Here is a 15,421-nt window from a genome sequence, read left to right as displayed (position 1 = left end):
CTCAGCCCGGCGGCGGAACGTGGGCGCGCGGCTCAGGGCGGGAGCGGTGCTGGGGCGCCACGACGCGCATCGTCGCTCCGCAGGGGCAACGCAGCGGGTCCACCTCGAACACCTTCGCGATCAGGCGCGCCCACCGACGGCGCCGCTCGCGCTGCGACGGGGTCGACCAGGCCGCCGTCTCCGCGTCCGGTGAGGGCGGTGGCTGCCCGGCCGTTGCGGACTCCCGGTCCAGAAACGCCCACAAGGTGCGCTCGACCTCGGCGCGCCAGAACCCGTAGCGCTCGAAAAAGCGCTCGTCGTAGACCTGCTTGAAGGTCTCCTGGTGCCTCTCGGCCAACCGGTACAGCGGAGATTCGCGCGCGCGACGCGGGCGGTACGCGGCCGGACCGTCGCAGGCGGCCTTGACCGTGCCCGCCGTGGCGCATGCCGCGGCTCGCGCCCCGCAACGCCGCTACCCGATGCCTTGCATCATCTTCGAACCTCCCGAGACTGCGTCATCGCCGGCCCAGGCCGTGCACCGGCGGACACCCGACCAGGGAGGATGCATCGAGATGTGACACGACCGGGGATCTCCCGAAATGCCGGAATACGAGCCTTCAGGCAATGGAACCGTAGCCTGACCCGTCATGAAGAGGCCCGCTCGTGAGGGCCTGCCCGGCTGGATCTCGTGGAGTCGGTGGAGGCGGCGGGAGTCGAACCCGCGCCTCCCGGAAATGCTAACTGGTTGATGGCGCGTGACTTTCGTCGTAAGCGTCAGGAAACTCGTTGCCTTGTAGTCAATTCGTTGTGCTCTGGAGTGCTCTGCTGTGCTCTGGAGTGCTCCCCTGTCTTGGAGATATTGTGGAGACGGAGTCGCCAACGCCATCGTCACACCATCGTCGGTCGGAAGATTGACCGACATCAGCGCGGTGTCCGTCCTGTCGGTCGTTCTCATAGGTCACCAGCCCGCGGCGGGCGGCGGCCGCTATGCTTCCGATGCAGCGGCCTGCGCTTGCCATCGTTCGGCGTTCACGCCGGCCACCAGGAGCCACAGAGTCAGCGCTGCCTCTCCGATCCCGGATAACATGTAGGGGGACAGAGATTGAGCGAACGGCGGCGACAGAAAGGTTAGCCAACCCAGACCGGCCAGCGCCATTCCAGCGCCCAGGATTCGAGGCAGGAAGCTGGATTTCCAAATGAGGTGGCCGATCAGGAGGCAATAGAATCCGAAGAATACAATACTGATGCCGAAGCACTGACTGTACAATTTGAGAAGCACGAGCGCCAGCGCATACACCTGTTCCACAGCGAACACGCTCAAGTACTGTGCGCCTCCCAGGACAACGAAGGGAGCGACTTGAAAGAGGGAAGCAACAGTCAGAAGAGCGCACCCCACGAGGCTGAACAACGCAGCGAGAAAAGAGACCGTCCTGTTCACCGGCCTGAACAACTCGTAGAACAAGGCCGTGACGGCGACATAGGCCGCGATCGCGACCAGGTTTCCGGCGAACCCCAGCCGGTATAGGCCCTCGTGCGCGAGCATGTTGGTCGCTGTCGCCGCGGCGTTGCCAGGTACGACACACCTGGCGTTGGCGTAGAAACCGGGCGCAAGAGCACAGTTCATCAAGTAACAGGCACCTGCAATCCTGGCCATGAGTCGCGGTGATGTCTCCCTGGTCCCGGCCACCATTACGGCTGCGTTCATACAGGTTCTCCTCGTGTTGATCCCACTTTCCCATTATTGATACGCTCAGCCTATACAGGTCGGAAGGCGATCCACATGACGCGACGTATCAATAACCTGACCCCAGGTTGCAGGGAGAAGGTGAAAGTGCCTGATCCAACGGTAGCCGCCGGGTACCCCAGAGACCTCTTGGATTTCGCCGTCTCGCGAGGCGCTGATCGTCGGATGCTGATCGAACGATCGAACACCCGTCCTGAGGATCTCACAGACAAAGACAACCGTATTCCCCTCGCAAAGTACATCGCCCTGCTGGAAGCGGGTATCGAATCGTGCAACGAACCAGCTCTCTCGCTGCTTTTTGGCGAAGCGGTCCGGATACAGGACATCTCGATCGTCGGGCTGATGGGTGGGGTCATGGACAGCATCGAGTCGGGGCGCCTTCAGACGAACCGCTACGCGCGCCTGGCGCTCGATGCTGACAACGGCGGCCACGCGGAACCCACTGAACTCGTCCGTGACAATGGTGGCGTCTGGGTGAGACTCACAGGCAACGTCTACGTCGAGCATCCTCTACTTACGGAATCAGGTTTCGCGCGTTGCGTCTGCGCCACCCGGTCGAGGTTGGCCTCTATCGCTGATATGCCGAAGGTGCCTTTTCCTACGGCAATCCGCTTTACCCACCCGGAGCCGACCTACCGCGCAGAGTACAATCGCATCTTCGGTGTTCCGCTGTTCTTCGAGAGCGACATGAACGCCCTCCTGATCGATGAAGCATTCCTGACCATGAAGCTGCCGCGCCCGAACCCATATCTTGCGGAGATACTGCGCGCCCATGCTGAGGGCCTGCTCAAGAAACTGGAAAGCTCGAAGTCGATACGCGGCCGCGTCGAAGAGCTGTTGATCCCCATCCTGCATACCGGTGAAGCGAGCGTGGACAGGATCGCGGGACAGCTCGCGCTCAGCCGTCAGACGCTCTTTCGCAAGGCTGAAAGCGGAGGGCGTGACCTTCGAAGCGGTGTTGGACACGCTGCGCCACAAGCTGGCACTCCACTACTTGATGGCACAGAAGATTTCAGTCAACGAGACAGCCTATCTGCTGGGCTTCTCCGAACCGGCCGCGTTCTCGCGCGCATCCAAGCGTTGGACCGGAACGAGCCCGCGTATGTATGTCATGCGGTCGTGAACCTCGTATGAGCCGGCTTTTCCTCTACTACCCCAGTCGGCGGCAGCTGGGCGTCGCGCGGTCGGCACCTCGGTCCGGTACCCCCGGCACGTAAGAGGGCGCGCCTCTCACGGCAGGGCGCGCAGGCACACCCGGTCCAGTGTCAGCGTCTCCGACTTGTTGTCACTCCCTTGAATGCTGTCCTGCACCCTCAGACAAACTACTGGGTTGTTGATCGTGCCTGCGCTAGCAATCTGCGCCTGGTTGTCGTCGCCCGTCTTCGACACGGTGAGAAGCGTCGGGCCGATTCCATCGCTGTTAGTACAGGCGGACCCCGCGGCCTTCGTGGTCAGGCTGAAGTTGAAATTATCGGACGGCGTGCCGGCGACCGTCTTGAAGCCCTCGACCCACAGGTCATACGCTTTTCCAGTCGGGACGTTGTCGAACTTCCACACCTTGATCATCTTCCGCTGGCTTCCCGAGGTTTGCTCCTTCAAAACTTCGTAGGTCGCAGTCGAGGAGCAGCTCAGGCTCGAGTACGTGCCGGACACGATGCTGCCGGTCGTCATCGCAATCTGCTGATTGATGTTGGTGAAGGCGCAATCGGGAACGCCGTCGCCATCGACATCAGCGAACCCCTCGCTCACAGGCCCGCAATTGATCGTGCCCTCGTAGACCCCTCCTCCCACAGTCGAGGCGTAAATCGTGTGGTACGGGGAAATGGCCGAAAAGTAGAGCCGGCCCGACTTCAGATTCGACAGGCCGTTATTGTCGAGCAGGCTCCATGTTAGCCCCTGATCTACGCTCTTATAGATGCCGGCCTGGAGTCCCGGAGCGTCGACCGCATAAAAGAAACTTCCGGCATACGCATAGGCGATGCTCGGGTTTGTCGGATGCACCGCGATTCCGGTGACCCGTGGTTGGATAAGACTTCGGGTAAAGCTCCACACGTTTGGAGCGCTGCAGCCGAGACACCCGCGGTACAGGCCACCGCCTTGCCGCCCGGCACACTCCGGCGTATCAGGCACTCCCCAGCCGCAACGATATGCGAACCAGGTCCCGACGAGCACGATCGGCCGGTTACTGCCGTCCTTGCCGGCCGGGGTGATCCATGTGATCGGCTCACGATCCATTTCGGCGCTGCTGATCTTGGTCCAATTGACGCCCCTGTCAGCGGAGACCCAGACGCCGGTCTCTCCGGAAGGCGGCGTGTCTCCGAGGTTGTATCCAGCGCCCGCATAAAGCCGGTCGTCTCCATCGATGGCGAGCCGCATGATCTTCCAGCCGGCTGGAATCGCGGCCTGACCGGAAGAATCCTTCCAGTTCGACCCCGAGTACGTGTTGTTCCATGTGCTTCCATCCAGCCTAAACACCCCCTTACTGCCGACAGCCGCGAACAGCGTGCCATCCGAATGCCGCACCAGGCTCACGTTGCCGCCCCGGAGATCGGTTCCTCCAGGATCGGGTGCCTGCACGCCAACCTTCGCCCACGTCCATCGATTGGTGGTCGGATCGAGGTGTCCGTCGATGACCCCACCGTCAGGCAATGTGTTGATGTCATCGCCGTTGAACACACCGAAATAGGCGTGGTTCGGATCGACCGGATCGAGGATCATCGAGGTAACCGCGTCTCCACCCACCGGCCAGACAAATTTGCCTTCAAGCACGAAGTGGACGCCACCGTCGAAGCTGACATTTAGATAGTTATCACTGTCTCCGTAATAGACTCTTTGCGGATTCGCGGCATCGGTCACGACCGGGTAGGTGAATACCCAATTCGTGTCACCGCGGGATTTCCAGCCCTCATACGGAGGCGTCGACGACACCGTCAGATCGTTGCTGATTTCAGTCCAGCGATTTCCTCCGTCCTCGGTCAACAGGATTCCGCCGGTAGACAACGTCTGGCTTCCCGCGTTTCCCTTTCCATTCGTTCCGCCGTTCCCGATGGCCAGGGATTCGACGCCATAGCTGATGCCGTTGATGGCGTAGGAGGTGACTCCATCTTTCAACTGACGGGGCGATTCATTGTAGGGAAGTCCCGCCTCGGCGTATCGAGGGCAATCCACGAAGCAGTTGTCCGCGTCTTCCGCCAGCTCGCAAATGTTGTTCCCGCAACAGGATGAGCTGCCGCTGATAGCACAGTCGGCGGCGCAGGTGGAAGCCACGCTGAAGTCAGGACAGACACCGCCGGCAGCATGGTGCTCCCACCTTCCGCCACAGACCCCGTCGCCGCAAACGGGCGCCGTTCCCCGCCCGTCGAGAACGTTATCATGGTAAAGACTGCGCGTGACGCGCCGCCATGTCGCTCCCGCATCCGTCGTCTTCCAGATGCCGCTCGTCCCAGTCTCGTTGTCGTCGGCGAAGCCGCCTGGCGCCGTGCCGACATAGAGCGTGTTGACATCGGCCGGATCGACCACGATGAGATCGTAGTTCGCGAAGGTCGGCGTCGCTCCTGCTCCCACGACATCGGGAAGGGAATCGATGGGTTGGATCGAAACTTCATCCATCCAGGTCTTCCCATCGTCGAAAAAAGTGTACATTTCAAGGGCGACCTGGGCGACATCGTCAGGAACGTAAAGGATGGATTGATACTTCCGCCATTCCGAATGGACTACGACACTGGCGATTGGATCGATGTAATCACCGACAAGCGCAGGGAACCGGATTCCAGCCCCAGCAGCGTTCTGCATGTGGGCCCTGACATAGAGCGTCACTCCTTGACCGCTCGGTGCTCGCATCCATACGGAGATCTTGTGCAGCTTGTTCCGGTTCTGGACCGCGATAGGGATCGTCTTCGAGACTCCGCGCGAGCTCGTGTCACCCAGGTCGATGGGCTCCATTTTGATCGCGCACCCGGTCCTGGGAAGATTTTCCGGAGCGTCGCAGACCCTGGTGACCGTGCGAGAGTCCCCGAGATAGCTCCAGCCTTCGGCGGGACCACTGCCTCCGAGGAACTCGAACTGTCCTTCGTCATGGCCGAGTCCATTGACCAGCAGGTTCGGTCCATCGGTACCGTTCGCTGCTGTCCAGGAATCTCCCCAGGTAGAGCTTTTGTAGACTCCCCCATGCCACATTGTAGGATCCTTCCATCCTGACCCGCCGGCGTTCGGGGTGGCCAGAGTCATGTAGACGACGCCGCTCGCGTGGACGGTCATGCGTTGACAAGAGTCGTGTGGCAATCCTGCGGGAATTCCGCCTGGTCCTCCGATTTTGGTCCAGGACGCGGCGGAGTCGGTGGTTTTGTAGATGCCGGCCGGGGTACAGGCGAGAAGCTGTGTTCTGTCGCTGGGGCGTATGACGAGCGAACCAACCGAGACATTGCAATTGTTTGGGTCGATACAAGACGCCGTGGCGCCTGCGAAGCCATCGGTGGTTTTCCAAAGGCGACTCGTGCCAGTCGTGTATCCATTACCAGCGGCGTAGACGATGTTGGGATCGGTCGGATCGACCACGATTACGGTGGGGTCACCGTCACCAGGCATGAGGGCGCGTCGCGTCCAGGTCGCGCCCGCGTCCGCGCTGCGATAAAAATGCGGAGGCGAGGCCGTGTAGACGATCTGAGCGTTCGGATTGAGTCCATTGACCGGGGCGAACGCGATGGACCAGATACGGTAGTTGGTCACGGTGTCCGGACTCGCGATCGCATTATTGACTGCCTTCCACGTCAGGCCGCCATCGGTCGTGCGAAAGAGTCCCCCCACATCCGACCCGAGAATGATGATGTTCGGGTTGACAGGACTGATCGCCGCGCCGAAAATAGCAGCGCCCGTTCCCCCGCGTCCGATGCTCTTCCATGCAACTTGATCGCCTGAAGAGACCCGGGTCAAGGACGCTGTCAGCAAAAGGCCCATGAGAGGAATAGCGAGGTATGCGCGTTTCGGAGACCAATCCGGTCGGATCATGGACGTGGTTCCTCCAGTCAGCGATTCTGGTTTTACTTTTGCTTAGTACTCGATTCCACAAATACGATGACGTATATATCTAGCGTTTCCTACTGTCAATGGTCGACGATCGTCCCGGTCCACACCCCCGTTCATGCCAGCTGGCTCAACCAAGTCGAGATCTACTTCTCGGTCGTGCAGCGCAAGGTGCTCACGCCGAATGACCTTCCTTCGCTGGCGAAGCTGCGGGGTCGCCTGCTTCGATTCCACCACCACTACGAGCGGGTGGCACGGCCCTTCCAGTGGAAGTTTACCCGCACGGACCTCGCTGCGCTCCTGACCAAACTCGAGCATCATCGTCGTCAACTCACCGAGGCTGCATGATCAGACCAGAATACGTCACCGAACTTTCGGGCCGGAGTACTTCGAAATGCTCGTCGCTAGCCAACCGACGAACCGAAATCACGGAGCCGGACAATGCGTCGTCCCGTCGTCCGGCGGGACGCTCATCCTATTCTCCTGATACTTCGAGGACGCGACGATGTCAACTTCAAATTTCCTCGTCCATTTTTTTGGAGTGATCGTAGTTGCCTGTTAATTAACTTGTTGCCTTGTGGGTAATGTCCAAGTGGACAGGGGCTTCTCGGAACGGATTCAAACGGGAGGCCGCGCGTTGGACGCGCTTGCCCTTGACTTGCCCGTTCCTGCTCTTCTCGCTCTTCAAAGTCGCAGAGAAGCTTCCTCGGTCAAAGCCGGTCTCAATCAAGTGCTGATGGGAGCAGTTAGGCGTGTGGTGGAGGCGGCGGGAGTCGAACCCGCGTCCGGAAGAGATCAGCGCGGGACGTCTACGCGCGTGACCACCTCGGCTACCCTCGCGGCCCTAGAATTCCCAGCGCGCGCCGATCCCGGCTTCTCCGTGGTCGCCGACGATCGGGCCGACGCTGGCCGGCCGGAGACGGGGCCGGCCCCCCTCCAGATAGAGACCGTGCGCGTCGGCGACGACGTTGCTGGTCCAGAAGCCGATCCCGAGACCGAGCAGGGTGCTGTAGGCGAAGTGCTGCTGCTCGTTGACGCGGCCGAAGGCCACGACGACCGGCGCCCCGTACGCGAACCCCTTGCCAATCCATTTGAAGGTGCGCGCCACGCGGCCGTCCTCAGGCTTGAACTGGAGGTATTGCCGCGACAGGATCCCGGCGATCGAGGCGGCGGTGGCGGTGTGACCGGAGACGCCGTGCCCGATCCCCCGGAACGGGTGAAAACGGCCCCCTTCGTTCGGGCGGTCCTCGCTCAGGACCCACTGCCCGGTGACGGTGAGAATGCCGGTCAGGAGCGCCGATTCCCCCAGCATGACCCCGGTCTGCTTGGTGCCATAGCTGCGAAACGCCGAGCCACCCAGGTACATCAGCACCGCGACGGCCGGCACGATGCCGCGGCCGCCGAGCTGCTGCGCCCCCTTGAAGAAGTGGGAGCGATCGGGCGAATCGTCCTCCGCGACGTCGTTCTGAATGCGGCGTTTCTGGGTGGCCAGGACGAACGACGCCATCAGGACGCTGGAGCCCCACAGCCGGTCCTTCACCTCGGGATGGAACAGTCGGCCCCAGAAATACCTCTGGGTCAGTTTGAGCTCCCGGCCGTCGATCACGAAGGGCCGGGAATAGCGCTCGAAATAGGACGGCAGATCGGAGGCCGGGTCCGTGCCTGCGTCGGCGACCGGCGCCGAATCCTCCGCCCCGACCTCGGCCGCGCGGGGGGCATCGGCCAGCGCCGGGGACACTGCGGAGGCGGTGACTGCAATCAGGGTGAACCCCGCGACGATCTCCGCGAGGCGCTTCGGTCTTTGCATTCCTGGACCTCTGCTCCAGGCCGGATGGCGGGCTGCAGAGGTTGAAGGGGCCGCACCATGCGGCTTGGATCAGGCCTCGGCCGGTCGCACCGGTGTCATTAAATGTAGCGCCGCACCGGCCCCCAGGCCACGTCCGGCGGGGGGTTCGACGAAATGAGGGCTGCATGGACGCCGCAGCGGGCGCGTCATGTGGGGAATCTGGACACCGGTTGATTCACGTCGCGCCGCAAGGTGATAATCGCGCCTTCGCTCCAGCCCCGTGGAGGACTCATGGACACGATGGAAAAGTACCGCCCCTACGTGAACACCCACTTCCTCAAGAAGGTCCAGCCGATCGTCATCGACCGGGCCCTCGGGGCGAAGGTCTGGGATGAAAGCGGGCGGCAGTTCGTCGATCTGTTCTCCGGGATCTCGGTGGTCAACGCGGGGCACGGCCGCCCGGAGATCGTCGAGGCCGCCAAGACCTCGATGCCGCGGCTGGTGCACTGCAATTCCTACCTCTACCACAACCGGCCGACGGCCGACCTCGCCGAGGCCCCAACTCGCCCGCCGCTGCGGCCATGAGTCCTGAGTTGATCTTCCTCACCGTCCTGTACCAGACCGGCTTTCATTCGTCGGGGGTCTCCGCCCGGGATCTCGACGGCGATGGCCATGTCGATCTCGTTCTGACCAACGACAATTACATCGGTCCCTATTACGGGTAGGTGGTGTCGCTCCTCGGCCGCGGCGAGGGCACCTTTTCCCTCCCACAGGGCTCGCCCGCCGGACCGGGTCCTGCCTCCACTACCCGCCGGCAGAGCCGAAGTTGACGGGATAGGCCTTACGGGACCTGCAATCTCCCCGCTTGGATTTCCTATAGGCTTCTTCTATCGGATCCGGGAATTGGGGGTCCTCGCGCGGGCGCGGTGGGAGCCCAGCGGAGGGCGGAATTTCTTGCTGGTTTTCTCATGAGATGGCGGCATCTTTCCGGAAGAGTATCCGACTCCTCGGACTCCCCGGCCGCCGCCGGGGTTGGGGACGGGGGATTGCATCATTGCGAATCTTTGGCTCCCTGACCGCGGCGTCCGTGCTGGCGCTCCTCGCCTCCGCCAGTCTTCCCGCCCGCTCTGCCGGCGGACGCCCAGAAACGCTTCCTGGGGACGATGAACGCGTCGAGTTTCAGACCGACTCGGCGGATAGGGATTCCATTCGTGAGGAGCCTGAGGAAGCAATGGAAGGCCTGCTGGAGGTGCGGCGAGACGCCCACGCCAGCCAAGCGATCCTGTCGCTGCGCGGCGTCGGACCGGCCCGCCTTTGGCAGGTCGGACCCTACCGCAGCGTGCAGGTCAACGTGGACGGATCAGGAAACAACATCCTCGGCGACGCAGCCAACGAGCCTTCCTTGGCCATCAGCCCCATCGACCCCAATCGAATCGTGGTGGGATGGCGCCAGTTCGACAGCGTCTTCTCGGATTTTCGCGAAGCGGGGGTCGCCCACAGCGTGGACGGAGGGCGGTCTTGGTCCTCGGAGGAGGTGATCCAGGATGGGGTTTTTCACAGCGATCCGGTTCTCCAGTCCGACGCCGCCGGCAGCTTCTACTACTTCAGCCTGGGGTTACCGCCTCCCTCCGCACCCAGGCAATACCATGTCTCTCTCTTCAAGTCCGTCGATGGCGGGGTGAGCTGGCGTTCCGCCGTGGATGCCCGCGGTGGCGACAAGGAATGGTTCGCCATCGACCGGACGACGGGAGTGGGACGGGGCAATGTCTATGGCAGCTGGGACCGCGTCTTCAGCTGCTGCTCGATGACCGATTTCGTCCGTTCGATCGACGGCGGAGCGAGTTTCGAGAATCCGCTCCAGCTTCCTCCGCCCGCGTTGCGGTGGGGAGCCCTGGACGTCGGGCCCGACGGCACCCTCTATGTCGCCGGAGCGCTCAATCTCAATAGCCCGAATCCGCCCACCGGCCACGTGGTTTCGCGAAGCAGCAACGCTCAGCTCCGGTCGACCGCGCCGGTGTTCGAGCAAACCCTGCACGTCGACCTGGGGGGCCGGACAGCCACGCGGAGTATCAATAATATCGGCCTCCTCGGCCAGGTGTGGATCGCCACGGATCATTCCACAGGCCCGGCCCGCGGGAACGTCTACCTCCTCGGCTCCGTCGAGAGGCCCGGTCTCGACCCCGCCGACGTGATGTTCATTCGAAGCACGGATCGGGGCGAGACCTGGAGCGCCCCGATCCGCGTCAATGACGATACGTCCGGCAGCGGGGCCTTCCAATGGTTCGGCTCCCTGGCGGTGGCCCCGAGCGGGCGCATCGACGTGATCTGGAACGACACTCGGCATGATCCGGCCAAGCGAGCCTCGGAGGTGATGTACTCCTACTCGCTCGACGGGGGAGTCACCTGGTCGAAGAACGTTCCGGTGACGCCGGAGTTCGACCCGGGCATCGGCTATCCGCAGAACTTCAAGCTGGGCGATTACTATCACCTCCTCTCCGACGACGGAGGCGGGAGTCTGGCCTATGCGGCGACTTTCAACGGGGAGCAAGATGTCTATTTCCTACGAATTCCCTTCGATTGCGACGGGAACGGCGTGGAGGACGACTGCGACATCGCCTGTGGAGCCGCGGGAAGCCGGTGCGGCGTCCCCGGATGCGGGAACGGGCGGGACGCGGACGGGAATGGGGTTCTCGACATCTGCGGAAACGCTCCTCCCCATGCCCACGCCGGGCCGGATCAGGTCGTGGAGTGCAGCTCGTTCGCCGGCACCCTGGTCCGCCTCGACGGGTCCGGTTCCTCCGACCCCGAAGGCGGGGCTTTGAGCTACCGGTGGAGCGACGAATTCGGTGAGATCGAGGAGGCGAGCCCGACCGTCACACTGTCCCTGGGAATTCATCGAATCACGCTCCAGGTGACGGATGCCGCGGGAGCCGCGGACAGCGATGAAGTGGTGGTCACGATCCGGGACACCACCGCGCCCGTCGTGCGATGCGAGGTTGGAACGAACCCCCCTGGCGGCGGGACGCCGTCCCGGCCTACCCAGGGAGCCCTCCCGACCGAGTCGGGTTTCTATCGGTTGGTGGCCGTGGATGCATGCACACTCGAGTCGCTGATCGTCGTGTCGGACACCGCCGGATCCGGTCCCTTCGGACCCTTCTCCAGCGGCACCGCCGTGAAGATGACCCAGGCTCCGGGCGGCGAAGCGAGGGTGGCCTCCATCGGAAGTCCGCGGGGGGAGTCTGGAGCGATCTCCATGCACCTCCTTCTGCCGGGCGAGCCCATCATCGGCAGTCGGGACGGATCGGGCAACACCGCCGCCGCTGCCTGTCCTTTACCTCCTCGAAGGAAGTAACCTGGCCACGGAGGCCCGGACAAAGTGGTTCACCGACCTGCTATTCATGTCGCAACGCGACCATCGGGTCCACCTTTGCGGCGCGACGTTTAACGGTGGATCTGAACGCTCAGCGATCTAAGGAGCAGGCCAGCACCGCACGGGATTGAATGTCGTGGCGCGACATGTCTCCACGTCCCGTTTCGCCACCCGTGGCTCGGCCAGGACTGGACGTGGTTCTATCGTGAGTGCAGGCAGCCGTCGGGGGAGGCGCTCGCCGATCTTGTTGAGATCAGGAAATCCGAGACTCTGGATTAATACAGAAGTACGGGATCGCGGAGGATTCATGGACACGATGGAGAAGTACCGCCGCTACGTGAACACCCACTTCCTCAAGAAGGTCCAGCCGATCGTCATCGAGCGGGCCCTGGGGGCGAAGGTCTGGGACGAGAGCGGGCGGGAGTTCGTCGATCTGTTCTCCGGAATCTCGGTGGTCAACGCGGGGCACGGCCGCCCGGAGATCGTCGAGGCCGCCCAGGCCCAGATGCAGCGACTGGTGCACTGCAATTCCTACCTCTACCACAACCGGCCGACGGCCGACCTCGCCGAGGCCCTGGCCTCGATCATGCCGTCCCCGGAGCTGCGGGTCTCCTTCTTCGGCAACAGCGGCGCCGAGGCGATCGAGGGGGCGATGCGGCTGGCCCGCCAGCACACCGGCCGGAGCGAGTTCGTGGCGCTGCAGATGTCGTTCCACGGCCGGACCGTCGGGACCCTGAGCGTCACCGGCAACTGGAACCGGAAGAAGAAGGGGGGCCCCTACCTGCCGGGAGTGGCGTTCGCCTCGGCTCCCTACGCGTACCGGAGCCCGTATGGCACGGACCCGGCGATCGTGGCCCGCGAATGCGCGCGCGACGTCGAGCGGGCGATCGACATGGGGACCTCGGGGGACGTGGCGGCCTTCATCGCCGAGCCGGTCATGGGTGAGGGTGGGATCATCGTGCCGCCGCCGGACTATTTCAAGCTGGTCAAGGAGATCCTCGACCGGCGCGGCATCCTGTTCATCTGCGACGAGGTCCAGAGCGGCTTCGGCCGCACCGGCCGCATGCTGGCGATCGAGCACTACGGCGTCGTGCCGGACATCGTGGTCACCGCCAAGGGGATCGCCGACGGGTTCCCGCTGTCGGCCTTCACGACTCGCGACGAGATCGCCCGGGCCTTCACTCCGGGAGATCACCTGTCTACGTTCGGCGGCAACCCGGTGTCGTGCGCCGCCGCCCTGGCCAACCTCGCGGTGTTCCGGAAGGAGAAGCTGGCCGAGCGATCGGCCGCCGCGGGCCAGACTCTTCTCGGAAGGCTCAGAGAGCTTCAGCAGCGCCACGCGCTGATCGGAGACGTGCGGGGTCTCGGCCTGATGGCCGGGGTCGAGCTGGTCAGCGACCGTGCCCGGAAGACGCCCGCTCCGGACGAGGCTGCCGCGATCCAGGCCCGCCTGCTCGAGGAGGGCTTCCTGGCGGGGGTGGGGGGTTACTACGGCAACGTCCTGCGCCTGCAGCCGCCGCTGGTGATCGAGGACGCGGACCTGGACCGCGCCGTCGCCGCCCTCGACCGCGCTCTTGCCGGGGCGGCGCGCTAGCCCGGATTTCTCACCGTCGAGGAGACGGCTCGTCTCCTTCAGGCACAAATGCGATTCGACGCGCTGTTCATGCCGCGACCTGGCTCCACCGAGTCGGTCGACGCCACCCCATTGCCCGGCTCGATGCGCGCTCGTCGGGATGTCGGCTCCGCGTGACTGCGGCGCGCCCGGCATTCACCAGGCTCCCGCGGCGACAAAAACCTCTCACTTTTTCGTTGACAATCTGAACTTATACGCCATACTTACACTATGGGTTTCGCCGTCGGCCTGCGCGCCTTGCATCATTCCTTGTATCCGCTCGCCGATCTGCCACGCCACCCACGCGTCGACCTCGCGCACGTCGATCTGCCACGCGTCGATCTCACGCCCGTCGATTTCGTGTGCGCTGATCTGCCGCGCGCCGATCTCCCGCGCACCCAGCCGGCGGGAGTCGCTGCCCCGCGCCGCTTCATCTGCAGGGAGGATGCGCCCGCCTATCACGCCCAGGCCGGTAACGACCTGGCCGCCGACACCCCGGCGGCGCCAGCCTATGACGCTCCACCTGCGGCAACTCAGAGCGCCTACCCGGTCGAGCGGTCGCTCCGCCAGGCGGACGCCCTGGCGCTGTCGCTGCGGGCCGGGCTCGACCGCATCGCGATTCCCCTGGCGCGTGCGGCGGCCGCATTCGTGCAAAGGCAGGCCTGGTCCGATTTCGGGTTCGCCCGGCTTGAAGATCATGCCCGCGAGCGATTCGGACGCTCGGGCCGGTGGGTGAAGGACTGCGCCTCGCTGGGCCGTGCGATCCAGGCTCTCCCGCATTTGGCCGATGCTCTTACCGGAGACGATGGCGGCCGTCCCATCGGCCGCGTGGCGGCGCTTCTCGTCGCCCGGGTCGCGTCCGCCGATTCCCTGGCCGCCTGGGTAGCCCTGGCGCGGCACGTCCCGATCCGCGCGCTGCGGGATGCGGTCCGGGCGGCGCGCGCCGCCGGCTCTGACCGGCCGCTGGACAGTGAGGCCCGCGCCTGTGACGACACGCAGCGGACCGCCGACACCGAAGGCCCGGCCGCGGACGGGCTGGATGACTTCTCCGACCGCGCCCTCGTCCGGATACTCGTCCCGGCACCGCTCCTGGCGGCGTTCGACGACGTCGTCGACCTCTACCGCTGCGTCGAGGGGCGTGAGGCGAGCGTGACCTCGTTCGTCGAGGCGCTGGTGGGAGAGGCCTGCTCCGCCGGCCTCCCGCCCGACGCCGACATCCAGCCCATGAAGGTCTCGCCCGATCCGGCGGTCGTGGAGACCGCGCTGGCCCGCTCGACCGACAACTGGAGCCACCTCCCCTCGACGTCCCCCGCCTCGTGGTCCCTGGCTCTGGCGGGAGTCGGCCTGGCCCGCCTGCGCGACGTCGAGCGCGTATCGGGGACCGGCGGCGCGGCCGAGCTCGACGAGCAGATCCGCACCTTGCTGGCTCTCGAGGAGGACCTGGACAGCCGCCTGGCGAAGGTGCTGGCCGACCTGGCCGAGCGCGGCGCCTGGTCGCGGCTCCGCTTCGCCGGCGTCGGGCACTACGCCGAGGAGCGCCTCGGCGTCTCCCGCACCTCCGCGGAGGACCGGGTCCGAGTCGTCCGGTCGCTGCGGCAGTTCCCGATCCTGCGCGCCGCCTGCGAGGCGGGTCGCATCGGCTTCGAGGCCACGCTTCTCATTCTGAAGATTCTCGGCCGCGGCCCGGTTGCGGCCGACCTCGAGCGCGCCTGGGTGGCGCGGGCCGAAGAGGCCACCGTGAAGCGTCTCCGGGATGAGGCCCGGGCGCTCGGGCGCACCCGCTCGCTTCGCGCCGCCGGGCTCGCGGGGGCGGTCCATGCGGCGCCGCTGGACGACGCCGCGTGGCACGACTCTCTTCGCCGCGAGCCGGGGACCGCGCGCCAGCGGGTCCAGCGCTTCGGGACGGACGCC

11 protein-coding genes are annotated in these 15,421 nt (G+C 64.4%); 7 read left to right on the top strand and 4 right to left on the bottom strand.

Annotated elements, in window-relative coordinates:
* Nucleotide 1 precedes the first annotated feature (1 nt).
* Together VGV60_09930 and VGV60_09925 are read right to left on the bottom strand one after the other, a co-directional pair.
* The gene (locus tag VGV60_09930) at nt 2–337 is read right to left on the bottom strand and encodes a hypothetical protein (protein HEV8701574.1); all 336 of its coding nucleotides are present in this window, start codon (nt 335–337) and stop codon (nt 2–4) included.
* Between the two features lie 627 nt (nt 338–964).
* Nucleotides 965–1,684, bottom strand: coding sequence for a DUF4386 domain-containing protein (locus VGV60_09925; protein HEV8701573.1), 720 nt, complete (start codon nt 1,682–1,684; stop codon nt 965–967).
* A 75-nt stretch (nt 1,685–1,759) separates the two neighbouring features.
* Between VGV60_09925 and VGV60_09920 the strand changes: the two genes are divergently transcribed.
* Nucleotides 1,760–2,857, top strand: coding sequence for an AraC family transcriptional regulator ligand-binding domain-containing protein (locus VGV60_09920; protein ID HEV8701572.1), 1,098 nt, complete (start codon nt 1,760–1,762; stop codon nt 2,855–2,857).
* 96 nt (nt 2,858–2,953) lie between these two features.
* Here the strand turns inward: VGV60_09920 and VGV60_09915 are convergent, their stop codons facing one another.
* Nucleotides 2,954–6,727, bottom strand: coding sequence for a hypothetical protein (locus VGV60_09915; protein ID HEV8701571.1), 3,774 nt, complete (start codon nt 6,725–6,727; stop codon nt 2,954–2,956).
* A gap of 174 nt (nt 6,728–6,901) precedes the next feature.
* Between VGV60_09915 and VGV60_09910 the strand changes: the two genes are divergently transcribed.
* Nucleotides 6,902–7,090 carry a hypothetical protein gene (locus tag VGV60_09910; protein HEV8701570.1) on the top strand — a complete coding sequence of 63 codons (189 nt, stop codon included), beginning with the start codon at nt 6,902–6,904 and terminating at the stop codon, nt 7,088–7,090.
* Nucleotides 7,091–7,586: 496 nt separating this feature from the next.
* On the opposite strand, the gene VGV60_09905 is transcribed toward VGV60_09910, so the two are convergent.
* Nucleotides 7,587–8,549 carry a phosphatase PAP2 family protein gene (locus VGV60_09905; GenBank protein HEV8701569.1) on the bottom strand — a complete coding sequence of 321 codons (963 nt, stop codon included), beginning with the start codon at nt 8,547–8,549 and terminating at the stop codon, nt 7,587–7,589.
* Between the two features lie 270 nt (nt 8,550–8,819).
* On the opposite strand from VGV60_09905, the gene VGV60_09900 reads away from it, so the two are divergent.
* The 5 genes from VGV60_09900 to VGV60_09880 all read left to right on the top strand — a co-directional run.
* Nucleotides 8,820–9,113, top strand: coding sequence for an aminotransferase class III-fold pyridoxal phosphate-dependent enzyme (locus VGV60_09900; protein HEV8701568.1), 294 nt, complete (start codon nt 8,820–8,822; stop codon nt 9,111–9,113).
* Nucleotides 9,110–9,253: a hypothetical protein gene (locus VGV60_09895; GenBank protein HEV8701567.1), complete on the top strand. Its 144-nt coding sequence runs from the start codon at nt 9,110–9,112 to the stop codon at nt 9,251–9,253. Before VGV60_09900 ends, VGV60_09895 begins: the two co-directional genes overlap by 4 nt.
* A gap of 506 nt (nt 9,254–9,759) precedes the next feature.
* Nucleotides 9,760–11,880 carry a PKD domain-containing protein gene (locus VGV60_09890; protein ID HEV8701566.1) on the top strand — a complete coding sequence of 707 codons (2,121 nt, stop codon included), beginning with the start codon at nt 9,760–9,762 and terminating at the stop codon, nt 11,878–11,880.
* A gap of 325 nt (nt 11,881–12,205) precedes the next feature.
* On the top strand, nt 12,206–13,492 hold the full coding sequence (locus VGV60_09885; GenBank protein ID HEV8701565.1) for an aspartate aminotransferase family protein: 1,287 nt from the start codon (nt 12,206–12,208) through the stop codon (nt 13,490–13,492).
* A gap of 249 nt (nt 13,493–13,741) precedes the next feature.
* Nucleotides 13,742–15,421, top strand: a 1,680-nt coding sequence (locus tag VGV60_09880) for a hypothetical protein (GenBank protein HEV8701564.1), incomplete at its 3' end; no start/stop codon positions are given.

It is taken from the genome of Candidatus Polarisedimenticolia bacterium (assembly GCA_036001465.1).
In the GTDB taxonomy this organism is placed as follows: domain Bacteria; phylum Acidobacteriota; class Polarisedimenticolia; order Gp22-AA2; family Gp22-AA2; genus Gp22-AA3.
This window is presented reverse-complemented; position numbering and strand designations above follow the sequence as displayed.